This is a genomic window from Streptomyces sp. NPDC045967 (assembly GCF_056430495.1).
In genome coordinates this window covers 448,264-470,020 of the sequence record NZ_JBWKLE010000004.1, presented here as the reverse complement: position 1 = coordinate 470,020, position 21,757 = coordinate 448,264, and the positions used below count along the sequence as shown (strand labels likewise).

The following is a 21,757-nucleotide window of genomic DNA, read 5'->3' as shown; positions in this document are numbered from 1 at the left end:
TCGGCGTTCTCCCGTCACTTGTCGCCCACCCGCGAGCCGAGGGTGATGTCGACCGTGTTCGGCTTGCCGTCGCGCAGGTACGTCAACTTCACCGTGTCGCCGGGCTTGTACGTCCAGATCATGCTGATGAGCGTCGGGCCGCTGTCGACCGGCTTTCCGCCGAACTCGGTGATGATGTCACCGGGCTTGAGGCCCGCCTTGCCGGCCGGGCCGTTCGGGTCGACCAGGTCGTTGGCGGGCGCGCCCTGCTCGGAGATCTTCGCGCCCTCGGTCTTGGCCTGGAGGTCGACGGAGACCGAGATCACCGGGTAGACCGGCTTGCCCGTCTTGATCAGGGACTCGGCGACGTTCTTCGCCTGGTTGATCGGGATGGCGAAGCCGAGGCCGATGGAGCCGGCCTGGCCGCCGCCGAAGCCGCCGTTGCCCGCCGACTGGATCGCCGAGTTGATCCCGATGACCGCGCCGCGCCCGTCGAGAAGGGGGCCGCCGGAGTTGCCCGGGTTGATCGAGGCGTCGGTCTGGAGCGCGCTCATGTACGAGTTCTTGCTGCCGGAACCGTCGCCGGAGGCGACCGGGCGGTTCTTGGCGCTCACGATGCCCGTGGTGACCGTGTTGGACAGGCCGAAGGGTGCGCCGATCGCGATGGTCGCGTCGCCGACCGCGACCTTCTCGGAGTCGCCGAGCGGCAGCGGCTTGAGGCCGGCGGGCGGGCTCTTCAGCTTGAGGACGGCCACGTCGTAGCCCTGCGCCCGGCCCACGACCTCGGCGTCGTACTTCTTGCCGTCGGAGAAGGTGGCGGTGAGCTTGCCGCCGTTCGCGGCGGAGGCCACCACGTGGTTGTTCGTGAGGATGTGGCCCTGCTGGTCATAGACGAACCCGGTGCCGGTTCCGCCGTCGCCGTCGCCGGCCGAGGCCTCGATGGTGACCACGCTGGGCAGCGCACCCGCCGCGAGGCCCGCGATCGAGCCCGCTTCCCGCTTGAGGTCCTTCGGGGTGTTGCCCGCGCTGATCGTCGTCGAGCCCGTGCCGTTCTCGCTCCGGTCGGCGGCCCAGTAGCCGACGCCACCGCCGATGCCGCCGGCGAGCAGCGCCGCGGCGAGCACGGCCGCGATCAGGCCGCCCCGGCCCTTGGGCTTGGCCGGCGGGGTGCCGTCCGCACCGAAGGGGGCACCCCAGGCACCGCCACCGCCGTGGCCACCGGCGCCGTAAGCGGGCACCGTGGGCGGCGGAGGCGGCCAGCCCTCGGCTCCGTGGGCCGCCGGTGCCTGGGCGCCGGCCGGTGACTGCCCGTACGCCGGTGACTGCCCGTACGCCGGGGCCGCGGGCGGGGGCGCCGGCACGGGCGGGATGTGCTGGGTCGGCTCGGCGCCCTGCGCTGCCGTGTGCGGCAGCTGCTGGGTCACCGGCTCGGCAACGGGTACCGGTCCGGCCGCCTGCGTCGCGGAGGCCGGAGCAGGGGGTGCGGACGGGGCCGCGGGGGGTGTGGGGGCCGCGGTGCCCTCGTTCTCGGTGCTCACAGCTCTCTCTCCTCGTCACACACGGCTGCAGAAATTCTCTGGCTGTATCGGGCCGACTGAACGTTCGACGTGCCGTACAAGTTCCTGGGCAAAGCTTTTCCCATAGCCCGTCAGAGCACTGTAAGCCGGACCTGTGCATCTCCTGCCATTCTTTATATCCGGCATTCCGGACGCACCCGCAAGACCTGGTCCCGACGCCGATCGGCCAGACGGTGGCACCATGACCCGGTGACCCACGCAATGCCGCGCCCCATCCAGGTCGTCGCCCACCGCGGCGCCTCGGAGGACGCCCCCGAGCACACCCTGGCCGCCTACCGCAAAGCCATCGAGGACGGCGCGGACGCCCTCGAATGCGATGTCCGGCTGACCGCGGACGGCCATCTGGTCCTGGTACACGACCGCCGGGTGAACCGCACCTCCAACGGCCGCGGGGCCGTGTCCGCCCTGGAGCTCGCCGACCTCGCCGCCCTCGACTTCGGCTCCTGGAAGGACCGCGAGGAGTCCCCCGACTGGGACGCCGACCCCGAGCGCACCTCCGTCCTCACCCTGGAGCGCCTGCTGGAGCTGGTCTCCGACGCCGGACGGCCGGTCTCGCTCGCGATCGAGACCAAGCACCCGACCCGCTGGGCCGGACAGGTGGAGGAGCGGCTGATCTTCCTCCTCAAGCGGTTCGGCTTGGACGCCCCGCAGGGGGAGGGCCCCCACCCCGTCCGCGTCATGAGCTTCTCGGCCCGCTCGCTGCACCGGGTGCGGGCCGCCGCCCCGACGATCCCCACCGTGTACCTGATGCAGTTCATCTCGCCCCGGATGCGCGACGGACGGCTGCCCGCCGGAGTGAGGATCGCCGGCCCCGGGATGCGGATCGTCCGCAGCCACCCGGGCTTCATCCGCAAGCTCCAGGGTGCGGGCCATTCCGTGCACGTATGGACAGTGAACGATCCCCAAGACGTTCAGCTCTGCGCTGATTTGGGTGTTGAAGCAATCATCACCAACAGACCACGTCAGGTCTTGTCCCAACTGGGGCGCTGACGTCCCCTTTTGCCCACCCACCCCTCCCATCCCGCTGGTCACAGGGCGTGCCCCGGCGCATCCGCTCCGCATCCGAACGGTTCGAATGCGTCAGGGGGCTCCGCCGCGGCGGTTTCCGGTCCAGGCCATTGGGGCATCCAGACCATGCGTGGGGCTAAGGAGGTTCCGGGGGTGGCGTTGGTGGTGGCACAGGAAGTGCCCACGTCGTCGTGCATGGATGTACGCCATGGTCCTGCGGGCGTGGGCGAAGCGCGGCACCGGATGCGGGAGCAATTGCGCATCAGCGGGGTGTCCGAATCGGTCGTGGACGATGCCGTACTGATCCTTTCCGAACTGCTCAGCAACGCCTGCCGACATGGCAGGCCCCTGGGCGCGCGGGAAGTCGGAGACGGGGAGATACGCGCCGCATGGCGCGTCGACACAGCGGGACGGCTGACGGTCGAGGTCACGGACGGGGGCGGACCCACCCGCCCGGTCCCGGCCACGCCCTCGGTCACCGCACGGGGCGGCCGCGGGCTGAACATCATCAGCGCGCTGGCCCAGGACTGGGGTGTCCGGGATGGAGCGGCGGGTGAGGTCACGGTCTGGGTGATCGTCGCCTGCGGGCCCCGGCACGACGATTTCGCTACGCGCGTTGCGCCCCCGGCGATCGACTTCACCACGGCCTTCGACGACCTGGAGCCGTGAACGGGGCTCCGCCAACCGAAGCGGGATCCGTGACCGGGATCCGCGATGGGGATCCGTGACCGGGATCCGTCAACGAGCGAGCAGCAGGACAAGCGCCACACAGCAGTACCGGACATCGCACACGCGGCCGTCCGGGAGCGCACGCCGACCGTGCTCCCGGCCGCACCCCACCGGTTCCGGCGGTACGAACGGCTAGGCTCGCGCCGAGACACGACGCCGTACCGCCGCAACCGGGAGACACGCACGATGGCCAAGAAGCGCCCCGCAGCCAAGACCGCAAAGCCGCAGCTCAACAACGGTGAAATCCCGGTGGTGGGCGCTCGTGAGCCCTGTCCCTGCGGATCCGGGCGCCGCTACAAGGCCTGCCACGGGGCGGCCGCCGCGCACGCCGTCACCGAGCACGTCCGGCGCCCCTTCGAAGGCCTGCCCGGCGAATGCGACTGGGTCGCGCTGCGCGAGCTGGTCCCGGCGGCCACCGTCCCGCTCACCCTCAAGGGCGGCCTGCCCGAGGGCGTTCCCTCCGTCACGCTGGTCACCGTGCTCCCCATGGCCTGGCCGGCGCTGCGCCGCGAGGACGGCTCCGTCCTCCTCGGCCTGCAGAACGACTCCTCCAGCGGCGACCTCGGCCGGGACATGGCGGACACCCTCCAGCGCGCGCTCGTAGCGGAGCCCGGTAGTCCCGTTCCGGCCCGCCGGGTGCCGGCCGACGGTCCGCGACTTCAGGATCTCCTGGACCCGGAGGGCGTTTTCGAGCCGGTTGTGCACACCGGCTTCGAATTCTGGATTCCGGAATCGGAGAGCGCCCAGAGCGCTTCCCCGGAGATCGCCGCCTCGCTGGAACGGGCCAACGCGGCCGCCATTCCCACCGTCAAGCTGACGGGCGTGGACGCGGCCTACTGGTGCGAGACCCCGGAGAAGAACCACCTGCGCTGGGTCATGCCGCACCCCGAGGAGAAGCTGCTCGACGCCCTCGCGCGGCTGCACGCCGCCGGCACCTCCTCGCTCGGTGAAGGCACCAAGCTCGTCGGCTCCTTCCGCGCGCACGGCCTGATGGTCCCCGTCTGGGACCTCCCCACCGGGGTCACGGCCGACGACGTCGAGAAGCCGGCGGCGGAGCTCGCGGAGCGGCTGGCCACGGCTCTGGCCTCGGACGCCCCGCTGACCACGGACGAGCGCCGGGCACGCGGCGGGCTCACCAACCGCCAGGTGACCCTCAGCTGACCTGCGCCACCGCGCCGATCCGGTGACAGGAGTCACAACTCCCGCTAACCGTCTGCAAATCGGTGTCCGAATATCAGAGATCGAATTTGCGTACCGGCGATCTCTTGTTACCGTTCTTGTAGCCCGGTCGCTGGTGCATCCCCCGTCGCCAGCGACCGGGCCTTGAATTTAGGACGGTTCTCAACCGTCTCCCGGTGCCGGTGAGTTGCTCCCGGACCGCAGGAGCAGCTTCCCTTCATCATCCGGAACTGCAAATTCCGCTACGGCCGAGTAACCGTCCGGCGCCCCGGCCGAGGCCTCCCTCGGCGTCTCGCACAACCCCGGTTCGTCGCCCGCGCCGATGGCGCAGAGGATCTGCACAGTACGCCCGGCCGGTCCCATCACCGTCAGCACTGCATCGAGCGCGCGGCCGCTCGTGTTCCGGTAGTAACTCCGGCCCCACGTCCGCCCTTCGCCCACGAGCACGCACGTTTGCGCCTCCACGCCCTGGGGGGAGGACAGCTCGGGGCCGCACCGGGAATCGGTACGGGGCTGCTCGAAGGGGCCGGACCGCTCCGGGCCGGCCGCGGGCGGCGCCGGAGCGGGCGTCTGCGCCGATCGCGCCGAGGCCGAGGAAGCCGGCCGTGCGGCGTCCCGCAGCCCGAGGGTCGAGAACAAGCCGCCGCTTTTCGCGTCGTCCTGACCGGCGAAATCCGGCCCGGCGATCGCTCCTGCGAGCGGGAGCGACAAGATGACCAGCACACCGGCGCCGATACCGATCAGGCGGAGATTCATTCGCCGAAGATAGCGACGCGGGAATGGGGCAGGGAGATCCCCGCGCCCAATTCCCCGGGAAACCGGCCCCGCTGGCACCCGTACGAGTGATCCGCGCGGGCACCGCCACCCCGGAGGTCGGACCGGCGCGGGCGCCATCAGGCGGCGAGCCGTCGGGCGAGTCCGCGCGTTCGCAGCCGCAGCGCGGCCCGAGGTGGGCCGGTCGGTCAGTAGGCGAGCCTGCTGCCGCCGCCCGGCGCGCCGGTGCTCGCCTCGACCAGCGCGTCCACCACGGCCTCCACCTGTGGAAGCCAGAGTTCGGGCCCGCCCGCGGAGGGTGCCGGCTCCGGCGCCGGTTCCCTTTCCCACCGGACCAGGCCACCGCTGGAGGCGGCGGAGGGGGGCAGCAGGAGGTAGCCGCCCTCGCCGTGGAAGCGCAGCGAGGAAGGCACGTGGTCCTTGGCGTAGAGGAGTTCGCCGAGCCGTTCCAGCGAGTACGGCGCCACCAGCAGCGACCACCGCGTCGGCGTGGCCACGACCGGCCCGAGCCGCAGGCCTTGCGCGTCCAGCCGTACGAGGGCCTGCGCGGCCGCGCCGGCCGGGAGGCTCACGGCGCACGGGGCGGTTCCCCCGGTGGCCATCAGGACGGGGGCGGTGGGCCGGTTGGTCCACCACCAGCTGATCATGCGGGGGTCGGTGGTGGCGGCGAGCAGGCCGGGGTCGAAGGGATGCGCGCCGGGCACGACGCAGTCGGGGTCGGGGCAGGCGCAGCGCGAGCCGTCCGCGGCGGAGCGGCCGACTCCGGGCAGCACGGGCCACTGCCAGCGGGTGGCGCAGGTGAGCGCCGCTTCGAGGAGGGCCGGCGCGGTGCCGGCCTGTCGCGGGGTGGGGCGCAGGGATTGAAAGCGATCGCGGAGCCGCTTGAGACGCCTTCCGAGGATCTCGCGCATGAGCGCTCGTTCCTTTCCGTTGAACGTCGAGGGCCACATCACACCGTGTGAGCGGTGTATCACCACACGTACAGGTTTTCGCGTCACTGTCCGCTATAAGCAGGTTCACATGATTTGTGCTGTTCTGTCATGGAACGCAAGTCCGCACCGGCCACCGCGGTTAAGGACGGCGGCCGTCCCCGAGCGGTTCCCGAACCCTCTCGGGGGGGTCCGGACGGGGCAACGCAGCGGTGCCGAGATCGTGGCCGAGCAGTGCCGGACCGCGCCAACTGGCCCCAGGCACTACGGATTACGTACCCGGACCCCTCGTGGGGCCCGCCCAGTCGACCGCAAAAACCGCTCGCTTCCGTCTTTTTCCGGCCAAGTTCTAGCCTTGGCTGGACAGTGAGTTGCCGCCCCACGGACACCAGGATTCCCACCTTGACAATGCTGGACACGGATCCGTGTGTGCGTGTAGATGTGGATTCCTTGATGGCGGCGCAGCACGATCTGGGGGTTTGCGATGCTATATGGCGAATCGCACCAGGTGGAAAGGCGGACGCCATGAGCGCTCCGCATCTGCCGAAAGTGGCTGAAATCGATCCAACGGATACGGCGCCAGCGCACACTGCGGCGCCCACGCCCGCCCGCACCACCCCCGCCCCGGCCGCGGTACCCGGCCCCGGCGGTCTCATCCAGGACCGTCTGGCCAGCATGGTCTCGGACCTCACCACCCTCCACGAGCTCACCGAACGCCAGGCCCGCACCGGCGATCTCGAGTCCTCCCTCCGCGAGTTCCTGCGCGCCGGCGCCGCGCTCGTCGGCGCCCGCCGCGGCCTGATCGTCCTCGAACCCTCCGACGGACTCGGCCCGATGAGCACGATCGGCCTGGGACTCGGCCACGCAGACCTCGGCCACATCGAGACCGTGCCGCGCAGCGCCACCTCCTACGGCCGCATCCTCGACGGGCTCCCCGGCGCCCACGGCGGCTCGGAGGTACTGCCCGAACCCGGCGAGCCCCCCGGCGCCGGAGGCTTCGCCGCCCCCCTCGACCCCCGCCACCGCGAGGTGGCCGCCCGCCTCGGCTACGCCGCCAGCTACGCCCTCCCGTTGACCGCCGAGGCCACCGGCCGGCTCGGCGCGGCGGTCTGGCTCTACGACGAGCAGGCCGAGCCCGACGACCGCCAGCGCGACCTCCTCGGACTCTACGTACGGCACGCGGCCGAACACCTCGCCCGGATGCTCGAGGTCGAGCGCTCCCGGTCGCGCCTGGCCACCGTCACCGAGGAGCTGCTGCCCAGCCGCCTCCCCCGGGTTCCCGGGGTCGAGCTCGCCGCCCGCCACCACACCGGGCCTCAGGGCGGAGGCGACTGGTACGACGCTCTGCCGCTGCCCGAGGGCGCCCTGGGACTGGCCGTCGGGTCCGTCACCGGCTCCGGCCCCAGCGCCGTGGCCGCGATGGGACGGCTGCGGGCCTCGCTGCGCGCCTACGCCGTGATGGAGGGCGAGGATCCGGTCGCCGTCCTGTCCGACCTGGAACTGCTGCTGCGCCTGACCGAGCCGGCCCGCTCGGCCACCGCGCTCTTCGCCTACTGCGAGCCGGCCCAGCGGAAGATCCTCCTGGCCGGCGCCGGGCACGCCCCGCCGCTGCTCATCGGCGAGCGCCGCACCGAGTACCTGGAAACCTCGCTCTCGGCGCCGCTCGGGATGCTGTCCTGCTGGGAGGCGCCGAGCGTGGAGATCGAGCCCGCACCGGGAGAAACGGTGCTGCTCTACACGGACGGGCTGCTGCGGCGCACCGGTGACCCGATGGACCGGGCCTACGCCCGGCTGCACGCGGCGGCCGCCTCAGTCCCCCGTTCCGCCCGCGAGGACCCGGCCGCCGTCTGCGACCACGTCCTGCGATCCCTCCTGCCCGACGGAGACCCGGCCGGCCTCCCCGAGGACATCGTGCTGCTGGCCGCCCGGTTCGAGTGAGCGCTGCGCGCGGTGCGAGTGGGGCGGCGTGCGGGGGTGGAGAGGGGTGGCGTGCGGGGTGGAGAGAGGTCGCGTGCGGTGCGGGCAAACCGGTCGTTCGTGCGATAAAGCACACGGGGCTGCCGGAGCTCGCACATACGATGGACAAGGGCCCCACCCCGGTCCGTGCCTGTCGTCGTAGCTGAGGAGAATGACGTGGCTGACGAGCTCACCCCGGAGACCCCGGACGAAGAGCAGCCCAAGAAGACGCACAAGCAGCGCAAGAACGGTTTGTACCCGGGCGTCAGCGACGAACTCGCCGAGAGCATGCGCACCGGCTGGGCCGACACGGAGCTGCGCGGGCTGGAGCCCATCGCCCAGGCCGCCCACACCGCCGCCCGCCGCGCCGCGCTGTCCGAGCGCTTCCCCGGCGAGCGCCTCGTCGTCCCCGCGGGCCGCCTGAAGACCCGCTCGAACGACACCGAGTACCCCTTCCGCGCTTCCACCGAGTACGCGTACCTCACGGGCGACCAGACCGAGAACGGCGTTCTCGTCCTGGAGCCCACCGGGGCGACCGGCCACACGGCCACCGTCTACCTGCTGCCGCGCTCCAACCGGGAGAACGGCGAGTTCTGGCTCTCGGGCCAGGGCGAGCTGTGGGTCGGCCGGCGCCACTCCCTCACCGAGGCCGAGCAGCTGCTGGGCATTCCCGCCAAGGACGTCCGCGAGCTCGCCGAGGCCCTCGCCGAGGCGGAGGGCCCGGTGCGCGTCGTGCGCGGCCACGACACGGTCGTCGAGTCCGCCCTCACCGACAAGGTGACCAAGGAGCGCGACGAGGAGCTGCGCGTCTACCTCTCCGAGGCCCGCGCCGTGAAGGACGACTTCGAGATCGGCGAGCTGCAGAAGGCCGTCGACTCCACCGTCCGCGGCTTCGAGGACGTCGTGAAGGTCCTCGACAAGGCCGAGGCCACCTCCGAGCGCTACATCGAGGGCACCTTCTTCCTGCGGGCCCGCGTCGAGGGCAACGACGTCGGCTACGGCTCCATCTGCGCCGCCGGCCCGCACGCCTGCACCCTGCACTGGGTCCGCAACGACGGCGACGTCCGCTCCGGAGACCTGCTGCTGCTCGACGCCGGTGTGGAGACCCACTCGCTCTACACCGCCGACGTCACGCGCACGCTGCCGATCAACGGCACCTACAGCGACATCCAGCGCAAGATCTACGACGCGGTGTACGAGTCGCAGGAAGCCGGCATCGCCGCGGTCAAGCCCGGAGCCAAGTTCCGCGACTTCCACGACGCCTCCCAGCACGTCCTGGCCGAGAAGCTCGTCGAGTGGGGCCTGCTGGAGGGTCCGGTCGAGCGCGTCCTGGAGCTCGGCCTGCAGCGCCGCTGGACGCTGCACGGCACAGGTCACATGCTCGGCATGGACGTCCACGACTGCGCCGCCGCGCGCACCGAGGCGTACGTCGACGGCACGCTGGAGCCGGGCATGTGCCTCACGGTCGAGCCCGGCCTGTACTTCCAGGCCGACGACCTGACCGTGCCCGAGGAGTACCGCGGCATCGGCGTCCGGATCGAGGACGACATCCTCGTCACCGAGGACGGCAACCGGAACCTGTCGGCCGCACTGCCCCGCACGTCCGTCGAGGTCGAGGCCTGGATGGCCCGCCTCAAGGGCTGACGAGCGCCCCGGCACGCTGCCGGCGCCACGACGGGCGGGACCCTTGCGGGGGTCCCGCCCGTCGGCGTTGGCGGGGCATCCGGCCCCTACGACACCCTCAGGAGCGCGTCGTCGCGCCACTTCAGCATCTTGTCGAAACTGACGACGGCGCCGCGTCCGGGCCGGTTGTGGAACAGGGCGTGGTCGGCGAGTTCCTCGATCAGGTGCAGCCCACGACCGTGCTCGGCCAGGGAAGGTCTGCGGCGGGCCACCGCCGAGGGCGGGAACCCGGGACCCGAATCGGTCACCTCGATGCGGCAGTGGTCCCCGTCGAGGTAGGCCGTGACGTCGTACGCCTCGGTCTCGTCCGGGATTCCGCCGCATCCGCCGTGTTCCACCGCGTTCGCGCACGCCTCGCTCAGGGCCACCGAGATGTCGTAGGAGATGTCCGGGTCCACCCCCGCGGTCTCCATCGTCCCGAGCAGCAGTCGCCGGGCGAGCGGCACGCTCGCGGCTTCGCGCCTCAAGTGGAGAGACCACCAGATGCTCATACGGTTACGTATTGCCACCGATCGGTATCCGTAAGCGCTCGGAGGCCGGCGGGAGCTCCATTGCCCCCGTTCGGCCGATGCGGCTCTTTTCGGATCCGGTATATGCGAGTGCCCGGGTGACCGCCGACGTGTCCAGGACCGTGGTCCTCCGGCCGTCGCCCCGCCAGGCACCGCACGGGATCCCATGTCGGACTCATGGGACCTTCCGGACCTGCCGTATGGGGGGCCCGAGGGCAGTGCGATGATGGCCCGGCCATGACTGCCCCCCGCGCGACGCACGCCGGAGCCGGCCTCCGGCTCATCCGGGCCGCGGTGTTCACCGCGGTCTGTGTCGTGCTGTCCGCGGCGGGCCACGCCTTGGCGTCCTGCGCCACGGTGCCGTGGTGGTCCCTGTGCCTCGGCTTCCTCGCGGTCTTCGCGGTCGCCGCGCCGCTCGCCGGACGCCGGCGCTCACCGGCCGGGGTCGCGGCCGGGCTGACCGTCGGACAGCTGACGCTGCACACGGTGTTCGGTCTCGGCCAGCACGGCGCGGTGGCGGCCTCGGCGGAAGCGGCACCGGTCACCGGTGCCGACAGTTCGCTGCCCGAGCTCGCCGCGCGGCTGGTGTGCGGGGGGAACTCCGTACCGCTCAGCCCGGAGGACGCCCGGCAGATCCTGACGACCGCCGGCCTGGACCCGACCGCACTGGCCGCCGACGCGGCGCAGGCGGGGCAGCTCGCCGCACAGGGCCACGGCGCGCACGCCCACGTGGCGCAGACGCTCTCCGCGGCCCCCGCGACCGGACTGTTCAGCCCCGCCATGCTGCTCGGCCACCTGCTGGCGGCACTGGCCGCCGGCTGGCTCCTCGCCCGTGGCGACGCCGCGCTCTTCCGGCTCGTCGAACTGTCCCGGCTCTCCCCCGAAGCCGACCCGGTGCGTCCGCTGCGGACCGCGCTGGCGTTCGTACGCGCCCTGGGAGCCGGACTCTCCGGCTCTCCCTGCGGAGTGCCGCAGGCCCCGGGGACCTCGGCCGACCCCGCGGCCGCCCCTGGCCGTGAGGCGCTGCAGCACACGGTGATCAGGCGCGGGCCGCCCACGGCGCTCGCTCTCGCAGCCTGACGCGGCACCCGCTCCCCGGACGCACGACGGGACCCGGTGCCGCGACCTCCGCGCGCACCCGTGCGCGGAGCCGACGTCACCCCTGCTTCCGTGGAGTGTTCCTGCCATGAAGACCTCTCGCGTCTCCTTCGCCGCCGCCCTCGCCACCGGTACCGTCCTCCTGCTGTCCGCTCCCGCCTCCGCGCACGTCGGCGTACAGCCCGGCGAGGCCGCCAAGGGCGGCTACGCGACCATCGACTTCAAGGTCCCCAACGAGCGCGACAACGCCTCGACCACCCAGCTGGAGGTCAACTTCCCGATCGACCAGCCCCTCACGTCCGTCATGCCCCAGGACGTGCCCGGCTGGACCGTGACGGTCGAGAAGAGCCCTCTGGCCAAGCCGCTGACCATCCACGGCAAGCAGATCAACGAGGCCGTCACCAAGGTCACCTGGTCCGGCGGCAAGATCGGTCCCGGCAAGTTCCAGCAGTTCCCGGTCTCCGTTGGCAAGCTGCCCGAGAACGCGGAGCAGATGGTCTTCAAGTCCATCCAGACCTACGACAACGGCGAGGTCGTCCGCTGGATCGAAGAGGCCAAGGAAGGCGCCGCGGAACCGCAGAACCCCGCGCCCGTCCTGAAGCTGACCGCCCCCAAGGGCGGAGACCACCACGACGCCGACGACAAGAACACCGACGGGACCAAGGACGCCGAGGACGCACGCGGTCACGACCAGGCCGACTCCGCGCACGGTTCCGACACCACCGCCCGTGCCCTCGGCATCGCCGGCATCGTCATCGGGCTCGGCGGTGTGGCCTTCGGTGTCGCCTCGCGCCGCCGCTCCGCCTGACCGGCAGCGCCCCTCGCCCTGCCGTTTCCCCCATCCGCCACATCCCCGATCCCAGGGACACCTCTCCATGCGCACCACACGCGTGACGGTCGCCGCACTCCTCGCGGCGGCCGCACTCACCCTGACCGCCTGCGGCGGCGAATCCGCCGAGCCCGGCCCGGTCAACCAGATCGCCGGTGGCCCGAGCAAGACCAGGGCCGCCACCGTGCTGGACCGCCCGTTCGACAAGCCCGAACTGGTCCTCACCGACACCACGGGCAAGCCGTGGAACCTGCGGGAGCAGACCAAGGGCAAGCCGACGCTCATCTACTTCGGCTACACCAACTGCCCCGACGTGTGCCCGCTGACGATGAGCAACATCGCCGTTGCCAAGAAGGCACTCCCCAAGGCCGACCAGGACAACCTCCGGGTCGTCTTCGTCACCACCGACCCCGAACGGGACACCCCCGACTCCCTCGGCACCTGGCTCAAGGCCCAGGACCCGTCCTTCACCGGACTCACCGGGGACTTCGCCACCATCCAGGCCGCCGCCCGGTCGCTCGGCATCGGTATCGAGGCCGCCCAGAAGGAGGCCGACGGCAGCGTCGTCTCCATGCACGGCGCGCAGGTCATCGCGTTCTCCCCCAAGACCGACGAGGGCTACGTCCTCTACGGCGAGGGCACGACCGTCGACGACTACACCAAGGACCTGCCGAAGATCGTCAAGGGGGAGAACCCGTGAACACCCGCACCACCCGCACCCTCGCCGCCGCCCTCTCCCTGACGGCAGCTCTCGCCATATCCGGCTGCTCCGGCTCCGGCTCCGGGGACGGGGCGGCCAAGCCCGCGCCCGCGGTCAGCGGCGCGTTCATGCCGGAACCGGTGAACGACAAGATGGCCGGCGCGTTCATGGTCATCAAGAACGACTCCGCCACCGCCGACAAGCTCACCGGCGTCACCTCCCCGCTCTCCGACGACCTGCAGATCCACGAGACCAAGAACCAGAAGATGCAGCAGGTGCCGTCCCTGGACGTGCCCGCGGGTGGTGAGCTCCGGCTGGAGCGCGGCGGCGACCACATCATGTTCATGGGGCTCAAGAGCACGCCCAAGGTCGGCGACAAGGTCACCGTCGAGCTGCGTTTCGAGAAGGCCGCCCCGGTCAAGGTCGAACTCGATGTGAAGGAACGGACGTACACCGCGCAGGCTCCGACATCCACCGCCGGCCACGGCCACTGACGGACCGAGGAAGCGACTCGCCATGACGGCCACCGCCCCCGCCCCCTCCACGGTTCACGCACGGACCGCGGCGCTGCTGCCGCGGCTCGTGCTGGTTCTCGCGGCCTTGCTGGCAGCCCTGTTCGCCTCGGCCTCCCCGGTCTCGGCGCACGCCGCCCTCACCGCGAGCGACCCCGCGGACGGGGCGGTGGTCGCCACGGCCCCCGCCCAGGTCACGCTCTCCTTCTCGGAGCAGATCGCCCTGGGCGACGACTCCATCCGCGTGCTGGACCCGCAGGGCAAGCGCGTGGACACCGGCGAGCTGCGCGACATGTGCAGCGGGAACACCATTCGCTACGGCACCGCGCTGCACTCCGGTCTGCCCAACGGCACGTACACCGTCGCCTGGCAGGCCGTCTCGGCCGACAGCCACCCGATCTCCGGCGCCTTCACCTTCTCCATCGGAGCGCCTTCGGCCACGGCAGTCTCCCTGCCCACCGCGCAGGCGGGGGGCGGACCCGTCGGCATCGCGTACGGCATCGCCCGCTACGCCGCCTACGCCGGCTTCGCCGTCCTCGTCGGCGGCGCCGCCTTCATCCTGATGTGCTGGCGCCGGGGAGCCGCCGAACGGGCGCTCCAGAAGCTGGTCGTCCGCGCCTGGGTGACCCTCACGGCCGCCACCCTCGCCATGCTCGTGCTGCGCGCCCCGTACACCGGGTCCGGACAGTTCGCCGACGCCTTCGACCTCGAGGGGCTCAAGGCCGTCCTGGAGACCAAGACCGGTGCCTCACTGGTCTCGAGGCTGCTCCTGCTGGGAGCCGTGGCCCTCTTCATGGCGGTCCTCTTCGGCGTCTACGCCCGCCGCCAGGGCGCCCTGACGGAGGCCGAGGGGACTGGGGGGACCGAGCCCGAGACGTCCGAAGCGACCGGGGCCGAGGAAGCGGCGACCGGGGAAGCCGGAGCCGGACACGCCGACGACCTCACCTTCGGCCTGGGCGTCGGCGGGGCCGTGGTGTCCGCGGGTATCGCCGCCACCTGGGCCCTGTCCGAGCATGCCTCCACGGGCATCCAGCCCGGCATCGCCATGCCCGCCGACATCCTGCACCTGCTGGCCGTGGCCACCTGGCTCGGCGGACTCGCCGCGCTCCTCGTCGCGCTGTACCGGGTTCCCCGGATCGAGCGGGCGGTCGTCCGGCGGTTCTCCCGGGTCGCGTTCGTCAGTGTCCTGGTGCTCGCCGCCACCGGCGTCTACCAGTCCTGGCGCCAGCTCGGCAGCTGGTCGGCACTGACCGGCACCTCGTACGGGCAGCTGCTGCTGCTGAAGGTCGGGCTGGTCGCCGTCCTCGTCGCGATCGCTTACATGTCGCGGAAGTGGACCGCACGGCTGGCCGACGCGCCTGCGGGCGCCGGCGATGTTTCACGTGAAACATCCGCCCCGGCAGCCGATGTTTCACGTGAAACAGAGACCGTCACCGTGCCCGCCGATCCCCAGCGCGCCGCCCAGCTCGCCCGGCAGCGGGCCGTCCTGGAGAGCGCACGCGAGAAGCGGGTACGGGACGCCGACCCGGATCGTGCGGGCCTGCGCCGCTCCGTCCTCACCGAAGCGGCCGTGGCCGTCGCCCTGCTCGCCGTGACCACGGTGCTCACGAGCACCGAACCCGGCCGTACCGTGGAGCGGGAGGCGACCCGGGGATCCGCCTCCACGGCGGTTCCGGACCGGGCCGTGAAGATCACCCTGCCCTTCGACACGGGCGGCCGGAACGGCAAGGGGAACGTCCGGCTCGAACTCGACCCCGGACGGGTCGGCGCCAACACCCTCCACCTCTGGGCCGACTCCGGCGAGGGCGCGCCCCTCGACCTCCCGGAGGTCAAGGTGTCCTTCACCCTCCCCTCGAAGGACATCGGCCCCCTGCCCCTGCTGCCCGAGCGGGTTGCCGCCGGGCACTGGACGGCTTCCGGTGTGCAGCTGCCGCTCGCCGGCGAATGGCGCATCGACGTGACCGTCCGCACGTCCGACATCGACCAGACGACCGTCCAGAAGACCGTGAAGATCGGCTGATCAGCGTGACCCAGAGCAACACCGACATCGAGATCTCCCGCCGCCGCCTGCTGGGCACCGTCGGCGCCGCAGGCGCCGCCGGGCTCGCCCTGGGCGGTGCCGGTGGCGTCCTCGCGCAGTCCGCGCTCGCCGGCTCGGGGGATGGTTCCGCCTCCGCAGCGGCCGGCAGCCTGTCCTCCCTCGGCGCCACAGAGGTCGCCTTCAACGGCGACCACCAGGCAGGCATCACCACGCCCCTGCAGGCGAAGGGACACCTCGTCGCCTTCGACCTCACGGCGGGTGCCGGCCGTACCGAGGCCGCCGCCCTGCTGCGGCGCTGGTCGGAGACCGCCCGCCGGCTGATGGCCGGGGAGGCCGCCCCGACCGAGGACACCGGCATCGCCCTGGACGCCGGCCCCTCCTCCCTGACCGTCACCTTCGGCTTCGGTCACTCCTTCTTCGAGCGCACCGGACTCACCGCCCGCCGTCCCGCCGCCCTGGACCCCCTGCCGGACTTCTCCTCCGACCGGCTCGACCCCCAGCGGAGCAACGGCGACCTGTGGGTCCAGATCGGCTCGAACGACGGGCTCGTCGCGTTCCACGCGTTGCGCGCCCTGCAGAAGGACGCCGGGGAGGCGGCGCGCGTCCGCTGGCAGATGAACGGCTTCAACCGCTCCCCCGGCGCCACCGCCGCACCGATGACCGCCCGCAACCTCATGGGACAGGTGGACGGCACGGGCAACCCCAAGCCCTCCGAGCCCGACTTCGACAAGCGGATCTTCGTGCCCGCCACCGGACCCGGATCCACCGAGCACGCCTGGATGGCCGGCGGCTCGTATGCCGTCGTCCGGCGCATCCGGATGCTCCTCGACGACTGGGACAAGCAGTCGCTCACCCAGCAGGAGCAGGTGATCGGCCGGACCAAGGCCACCGGCGCCCCGCTCACCGGCGGCGGCGAGACCACCGAGATGGCCCTCGACAAGATCGGCGCCGACGGCAAGCCGGTCATCCCGGCCAACGCCCACGCCCGGATCTCCGCCCCCGAGCAGAACGGCGGAGCCGCCATGCTGCGGCGCCCCTTCTCCTTCCACGACGGGATCGGCCCGGACGGTACGCCGGACGCGGGGCTCCTCTTCGTCTGCTGGCAGGCGGATCCGCTGCGCGGGTTCGTCCCCGTCCAGCGCAAGCTCGACCGCGGTGACGCGCTGTCTGCTTTCATCCGGCACGAGTCCAGCGGTCTGTACGCGGTACCGCCCGGGCCGCGCACCGGTGAATACGTCGGGCAGCGGCTGCTCGAAGGGTGAACAGCCACCCGGCGGTGAGCACCCCGGCATTAGGCTGACCGCATGTCGGCCACCCGCTTCACCTATCTCGGACCCGAGGGCACTTTCACCGAAGCCGCCCTGCGCACACTGCCGGAAGCAGCCACCCGGGAGCTCGTCCCGATGGTGTCGGTACCGGCCGCTCTGGACGCCGTCCGCAACGGGGAGGCAGCCGCCGCCCTGGTGCCGATCGAGAACTCGGTCGAGGGCGGGGTCACCGCCACTCTCGACGAGCTGGCTTCCGGTGAGCCGCTGATGATCTACCGCGAGGTGCTGCTGCCCATCGCGTTCGCGCTCCTGGTACGCCCGGGGACCGCCCTGACGGACGTCAAGACGGTCACCGGGCATCCGGTCGCCCAGCCGCAGGTGCGCAACTGGCTGCGGGCGAACCTGCCCGACGCGGTGTGGGAGTCGGCTGCCTCGAACGCGGACGGTGCCCGGCTGGTTCAGGAAGGCCGCTTCGACGCGGCCTTCGCGGGGGAGTTCGCCGCCGCGCCGTACGGGCTCGTGCCGCTGGTCACCGAGATCCACGACGCCGAGAACGCGGAGACCCGGTTCGTCCTCGTCGGACGTCCCGCCCGGCCCGCCGCCCCCACGGGCGCCGACAAGACCTCCGTCGTGCTGTGGCTCGGCGACGACCACCCCGGTGCACTGCTGGAGCTCCTCCAGGAATTCGCCGTGCGCGGGGTCAACCTGATGCTGATTCAGTCCCGGCCCACGGGTGAGGGCATCGGCAACTACTGCTTCGCGGTCGACGCCGAGGGCCACATCTCCGACCGGCGCGTCAGCGAGGCCCTCATGGGCCTCAAGCGCGTGTGCCCGCAGGTGCGCTTCCTGGGCTCCTATCCGCGGGCGGGTGTCGCTCAGGGTGACGTCCGGGCGCCGCGGCCCGGCACCTCCGACGGTGACTTCACGGACGCCGCCGACTGGCTGACGCGGTGCCTGGACGGCCGGGCCTGAGGTTCGTCCACTGTCCACAGAGTTATCCACAGGCCATGTTGGCAACCTGGGGACAAGTCGACAGAGCGGTATGGCAAGGTCGACAAATCGGTCGCAGGGCGCAGGTTTCGCGCTGGGGAGCGACAGGTGAACGGCGTCACCCCTGTATCGCAGATCAACTCTTTGGGGCGAGTCATTCCCACCCGAATGAGTGGGTGAGGGTGGTTTGAACCCTGGCGCACCCCGAGCTGCCACCCATCGCCAATGATCTATTCACGTGTCCACAGATGCGGCACACAGCCTGTGGATAAAGTCCGCTCCAGGAGAATTCCTGTGGACAAAGGAACACCTCCGGGCCTGCTCAGGCGCTGCGCACCGGTTGCCGATGCGTCCCTTTTCAGGGAATGGGCCCGCTTTTATCGACCGTCCCGGCCCAACCCCTTCCAGTCGGCGACCAACAGTTATGCATTAGCGGCAATTAGGACATAGCGACACGCAGCGTGATATCGGTGTGATCCGCGGAACCCCAGCCCGGTAGCCTGGAGGGGTGATTGACCTCCGGCTGCTCCGTGAAGACCCTGACCGTGTCCGCGCCTCGCAGCGCGCTCGTGGAGAGGACGTCGACCTCGTCGACGCACTGCTCTCCGCGGATGAGCGCCGCAGGTCCTCCGGCATGCGCTTCGACGAACTGCGCAATGAGCAGAAGTCGCTCGGCAAGCTCATTCCGAAAGCCTCCCCGGAGGAGCGGGCGGAGCTCCTGAAGAAGGCCGAACAGCTCAAGCAGGACGTCAAGGCAGCCGAGAGCGAGCAGAACGAGGCGGACGAAGCCGCCAAGCGGCTCCTGCTCCAGCTCGGCAACATCGTCCACGAGGACGTCCCGGTCGGCGGCGAGGAGGACTTCACCGTCCTGGAGACGCACGGCACCATCCGTGACTTCGCCGCGGAGGGCTTCGAGCCCAGGGACCACCTCGAGCTCGGCGAGGCGCTCGGCGCCATCGACGTCGAGCGCGGCGCCAAGGTGTCGGGCTCGCGCTTCTACTACCTGACCGGTGTCGGCGCACTGCTGGAACTGGCGCTGGTCAACGCGGCCATCGCCCAGGCCACCGAGGCCGGTTTCATCCCGATGCTCACCCCGGCACTGGTCCGTCCGCGCGCCATGGAGGGCACCGGCTTCCTCGGTCAGGCCGCGGAGAACGTGTACCACCTCGAGAAGGACGACTACTACCTGGTCGGCACCTCCGAGGTCCCGCTCGCCGCGTACCACATGGACGAGATCATCGACGCCGACAAGCTCCCGCTGCGCTACGCCGGCTTCTCGCCGTGCTTCCGCCGCGAGGCCGGCACCTACGGCAAGGACACCCGGGGCATCTTCCGCGTCCACCAGTTCGACAAGGTCGAGATGTTCTCGTACGTCGCACCGGAGGAGGCAGAGGCCGAGCACCAGCGTCTCCTGGAGTGGGAGAAGCAGTGGCTGACCAGCCTGGAGCTGCCGTTCCAGGTGATCGACGTCGCCACCGGCGACCTGGGCGCCTCCGCCTCGCGCAAGTTCGACTGCGAGGCGTGGATCCCCACCCAGGGCAAGTACCGCGAGCTGACCTCCGCGTCGAACTGCGACAGCTTCCAGGCCCGGCGCCTGTCGATCCGCTACCGCGACGGCAAGAAGACCCAGCCGCTGTCCACGCTGAACGGCACGCTGTGCGCCGTACCGCGCACGATCGTCGCAATCCTGGAGAACCACCAGCAGGCCGACGGTTCGGTGCGCGTGCCCCAGGCCCTCCGCCCGTACCTCGGCGGCCGCGAGTTCCTGGAGCCGATCGCCAAGTGACCCCGGCCCCGTTCCCGTACAAGCTCGTCGCGACCGATCTCGACGGCACGCTGCTGCGTGGCGACGACACCGTCTCGGAACGCACCCGTGCGGCACTGGTCGCGGCCACCGCGGCAGGCGCGGCGCACATCGTCGTCACCGGCCGTGCGGTGCCCTGGACCCGGCACGTACTGGACGACCTCGGCTACCGGGGGATCGCCGTGTGCGGACAGGGGGCCCAGGTCTACGACGCGGGCGCCCACCGGCTGCTGACGTCGGTAACCCTGGACCGGCAGCTCGCCGGTCTGGCGCTGTCGAAGATCGAGGCCGAGATCGGTCCGCTGGCCCTGGCGGCCAGCCGGGACGGGGTCGACGGCGAGGTCCTGTTCGGACCCGGCTACCAGGTGCAGGAGGGCCTGCCGGCCCTCTACCTGGAGGACACCGCCGCGGTGTGGACGGCGCCGCTGAACAAGCTGTACATCCAGCACCCGGGTCTGGACGACGACGCACTCGTCAAGGTGGCGCGGGAGATCGTCGGCAACCTGGTCGACATCGTGATGGCCGGCCCCGGCATAGTGGAGATCCTGCCGCTGGGGCTGACCAAGGCCACCGGCCTGTCCCTGGCCGCGCGTCGGCTCGGGGTGAAGGCTGCGGAGACGATCGCCTTCGGCGACATGCCGAACGACATCCCGATGTTCGGCTGGGCGGCGCACGGAGTCGCCATGGCCAACGCGCACGCGGAACTCAAAGCGGTGGCCGACGAGGTGACGACCTCCAACGACGAGGACGGCATTGCCGTGGTCCTGGAGCGACTGCTGGGCGCCGCCTAGCACTGGTCACGGCCTGCGTGACGACGAGAGGTCCGGGACAGCCCGCGCCGGAGGCGCGCTCGAAGTGGCTGCCCCGGACCTTTTGTTGCTCCCCGCACCCTTCACTCTGCCCCCGCGGGGAGCCCCGTACCAGCGAATATTCGGCTGCTGCCGCGCGGGACGCCGAGCCGAGAGCGGGTCATCCTGTTTCACGTGAAACAGAGGTCGTGTTTCACGTGAAACAACGCCGGCGGGTGAGTGGCCAGGCGAGCAGACCGACGGAGAGCGCGACGGCGTGGCCGAGGTCCGTGAAGGTGCCGCCGGTGAGGAGCGGAACTCCGAAAAAGGCCACGATGCTCGCGAGGTAGAGCCACCGCCAGGGACTGGGGAGCCGGTAGGTGAGGACGCCGGCCGCGGCCGCGATCCCGTAGCTGACGCCGATGTCCACGACGTGCGTCATGCTGCGCGGGGCGCGCTGGGCATCGATGGCCATCAGCAGGACCTTCTGGCTGACCAGCGTGGCGACGATATGGGCGGTCGCGATGATCGCCATCCAGCGCAGGGTGTTGAGCCAGCGCTTTGCTGCTGTTGCGGTGGAGCAGGATGTGCTCGAGCTGATGACGCGTGGAGCTGTGCCCCGCCTGGCCGGTCGGCCGGGCGGGGCACAGCTTCGGACGGTGGACGGCGGGGCCTACTCCTCGCCGGCCAGGGTGAGGCGTCGCAGCCGCTGGCCCGCGTAGACGGTGGCACCGACGGTGACCGCGGTGAGCAGGGCCACGGCGGTGGGCAGGCCGACGGTGGCATCGACGTACCCCTCGCCGGCGACCTTCTCGGCCAGGGTGAGGGCCCACTGCTGGACGCTCAGGGTCTTCGCGCCGGAGACCAGGCTGCCGAAGAGCGACTCCCAGATCAGCGCGTAGACCAGGCCGAAGACCACCGCATGCCGGCTGACGGTGCCCAGCAGCAGGAACAGGGCGCTGTAGGCGATCGATGCCACGAGGGCGGCGATCGTGTAGGCGACGGCGATCTGCTGACCGTTGCCGTTGAGGATGAACCCGGCGATGAGGGTCGGGATCGCGGAGAAGGCCATGGTGACGGCGATCGCCACGATCAGCTTGGTCATGATGATCTTCGGTCGCTTCACCGGCTTGGACAGCAGGTAGACGATCGAGCCGTCGTCGATCTCGGGGCCGATGGCGCCCGTGCCGGCGATGACGCCGATCAGCGGCACCATCGTCGCGAGGGCGAAACCGCCGAGCAGTTCGGTGGCGACCTTGTCGTCCACCCCCGTGAGGACGCGGACGGCGATCGCGATCAGGATCAGCAGGGCGGGCAGCAGGAAGAGGATCAGCGCCCGGCGGCGGCCGAGCAGGGCCCGGTAGGTGAGCCGGGCAACGGTGGGGTCATACATGTATGCCAGCT

18 protein-coding genes and 2 pseudogenes are annotated in these 21,757 nt (G+C 71.2%); 14 read left to right on the top strand and 6 right to left on the bottom strand.

Annotated features, from left to right (window positions below):
• Positions 1–14 precede the first annotated feature (14 nt).
• Positions 15–1,517 (bottom strand): S1C family serine protease, encoded by a 1,503-nt coding sequence (locus tag AC07FY_RS12160; protein ID WP_479004281.1) that lies wholly within the window; start codon positions 1,515–1,517, stop codon positions 15–17.
• Between the two features lie 240 nt (positions 1,518–1,757).
• Here AC07FY_RS12160 and AC07FY_RS12155 point away from each other — a divergent pair, with 240 nt between their 5' ends.
• The 3 genes and pseudogenes from AC07FY_RS12155 to AC07FY_RS12145 all read left to right on the top strand — a co-directional run bounded on the left by AC07FY_RS12155 (position 1,758) and on the right by AC07FY_RS12145 (position 4,454).
• Positions 1,758–2,546, top strand: a complete 789-nt coding sequence (locus tag AC07FY_RS12155) for a glycerophosphodiester phosphodiesterase (RefSeq protein WP_479004554.1) — start codon at positions 1,758–1,760, stop codon at positions 2,544–2,546.
• An 85-nt stretch (positions 2,547–2,631) separates the two neighbouring features.
• Positions 2,632–3,233: pseudogene (locus AC07FY_RS12150) on the top strand (ATP-binding protein).
• Between the two features lie 246 nt (positions 3,234–3,479).
• On the top strand, positions 3,480–4,454 hold the full coding sequence (locus tag AC07FY_RS12145) for a DUF5926 family protein (protein WP_479004278.1): 975 nt from the start codon (positions 3,480–3,482) through the stop codon (positions 4,452–4,454).
• A gap of 180 nt (positions 4,455–4,634) precedes the next feature.
• Here AC07FY_RS12145 and AC07FY_RS12140 read toward each other — a convergent pair whose 3' ends face one another.
• Together AC07FY_RS12140 and AC07FY_RS12135 are read right to left on the bottom strand one after the other, a co-directional pair.
• Complete coding sequence (locus AC07FY_RS12140; protein ID WP_479004275.1) at positions 4,635–5,228, bottom strand: hypothetical protein; 594 nt, start codon at positions 5,226–5,228, stop codon at positions 4,635–4,637.
• A 206-nt stretch (positions 5,229–5,434) separates the two neighbouring features.
• The gene (locus tag AC07FY_RS12135) at positions 5,435–6,157 is read right to left on the bottom strand and encodes a bifunctional DNA primase/polymerase (RefSeq protein WP_479004273.1); all 723 of its coding nucleotides are present in this window, start codon (positions 6,155–6,157) and stop codon (positions 5,435–5,437) included.
• Between the two features lie 426 nt (positions 6,158–6,583).
• Between AC07FY_RS12135 and AC07FY_RS12130 the strand changes: the two genes are divergently transcribed.
• Both AC07FY_RS12130 and AC07FY_RS12125 read left to right on the top strand, forming a co-directional pair.
• The gene (locus tag AC07FY_RS12130) at positions 6,584–8,113 is read left to right on the top strand and encodes a PP2C family protein-serine/threonine phosphatase (RefSeq protein ID WP_479004270.1); all 1,530 of its coding nucleotides are present in this window, start codon (positions 6,584–6,586) and stop codon (positions 8,111–8,113) included.
• Positions 8,114–8,308: 195 nt separating this feature from the next.
• A complete protein-coding gene (locus tag AC07FY_RS12125) occupies positions 8,309–9,775 on the top strand; it encodes an aminopeptidase P family protein (protein WP_479004267.1) in 1,467 nt (488 codons plus the stop codon).
• Between the two features lie 86 nt (positions 9,776–9,861).
• On the opposite strand, the gene AC07FY_RS12120 is transcribed toward AC07FY_RS12125, so the two are convergent.
• Entirely contained in the window at positions 9,862–10,305 is a 444-nt protein-coding gene (locus AC07FY_RS12120; protein WP_479004264.1) for an ATP-binding protein, read from the bottom strand.
• A 255-nt stretch (positions 10,306–10,560) separates the two neighbouring features.
• Between AC07FY_RS12120 and AC07FY_RS12115 the strand changes: the two genes are divergently transcribed.
• The 9 genes from AC07FY_RS12115 to AC07FY_RS12075 all read left to right on the top strand — a co-directional run bounded on the left by AC07FY_RS12115 (position 10,561) and on the right by AC07FY_RS12075 (position 20,356).
• Positions 10,561–11,403, top strand: a complete 843-nt coding sequence (locus tag AC07FY_RS12115; protein ID WP_479004261.1) for a hypothetical protein — start codon at positions 10,561–10,563, stop codon at positions 11,401–11,403.
• A gap of 106 nt (positions 11,404–11,509) precedes the next feature.
• Complete coding sequence (locus AC07FY_RS12110) at positions 11,510–12,229, top strand: YcnI family copper-binding membrane protein (protein ID WP_479004258.1); 720 nt, start codon at positions 11,510–11,512, stop codon at positions 12,227–12,229.
• Between the two features lie 67 nt (positions 12,230–12,296).
• Positions 12,297–12,950 carry an SCO family protein gene (locus AC07FY_RS12105; protein WP_479004255.1) on the top strand — a complete coding sequence of 218 codons (654 nt, stop codon included), beginning with the start codon at positions 12,297–12,299 and terminating at the stop codon, positions 12,948–12,950.
• Complete coding sequence (locus AC07FY_RS12100) at positions 12,947–13,444, top strand: copper chaperone PCu(A)C (RefSeq protein ID WP_479004252.1); 498 nt, start codon at positions 12,947–12,949, stop codon at positions 13,442–13,444. The genes AC07FY_RS12105 and AC07FY_RS12100 overlap by 4 nt, the downstream gene beginning before the upstream one ends.
• 22 nt (positions 13,445–13,466) lie before the next feature.
• Positions 13,467–15,482 carry a copper resistance CopC/CopD family protein gene (locus tag AC07FY_RS12095; protein WP_479004250.1) on the top strand — a complete coding sequence of 672 codons (2,016 nt, stop codon included), beginning with the start codon at positions 13,467–13,469 and terminating at the stop codon, positions 15,480–15,482.
• A gap of 5 nt (positions 15,483–15,487) precedes the next feature.
• Positions 15,488–16,765 carry an iron uptake transporter deferrochelatase/peroxidase subunit gene (gene efeB / locus AC07FY_RS12090; protein ID WP_479004248.1) on the top strand — a complete coding sequence of 426 codons (1,278 nt, stop codon included), beginning with the start codon at positions 15,488–15,490 and terminating at the stop codon, positions 16,763–16,765.
• Between the two features lie 42 nt (positions 16,766–16,807).
• Complete coding sequence (gene pheA / locus AC07FY_RS12085; protein ID WP_479004245.1) at positions 16,808–17,743, top strand: prephenate dehydratase; 936 nt, start codon at positions 16,808–16,810, stop codon at positions 17,741–17,743.
• A 526-nt stretch (positions 17,744–18,269) separates the two neighbouring features.
• A complete protein-coding gene (gene serS / locus AC07FY_RS12080) occupies positions 18,270–19,547 on the top strand; it encodes a serine--tRNA ligase (protein ID WP_479004242.1) in 1,278 nt (425 codons plus the stop codon).
• On the top strand, positions 19,544–20,356 hold the full coding sequence (locus tag AC07FY_RS12075; RefSeq protein ID WP_479004240.1) for an HAD family hydrolase: 813 nt from the start codon (positions 19,544–19,546) through the stop codon (positions 20,354–20,356). Before serS ends, AC07FY_RS12075 begins: the two co-directional genes overlap by 4 nt.
• A gap of 211 nt (positions 20,357–20,567) precedes the next feature.
• Here the strand turns inward: AC07FY_RS12075 and AC07FY_RS12070 are convergent.
• Positions 20,568–20,915, bottom strand: a pseudogene (locus AC07FY_RS12070) (rhomboid-like protein); the annotation flags it as partial.
• Positions 20,916–21,026: 111 nt separating this feature from the next.
• Positions 21,027–21,746, bottom strand: a complete 720-nt coding sequence (locus AC07FY_RS12065; RefSeq protein ID WP_479004237.1) for an ABC transporter permease subunit — start codon at positions 21,744–21,746, stop codon at positions 21,027–21,029.
• Between the last annotated feature and the right edge of the window lie 11 nt (positions 21,747–21,757).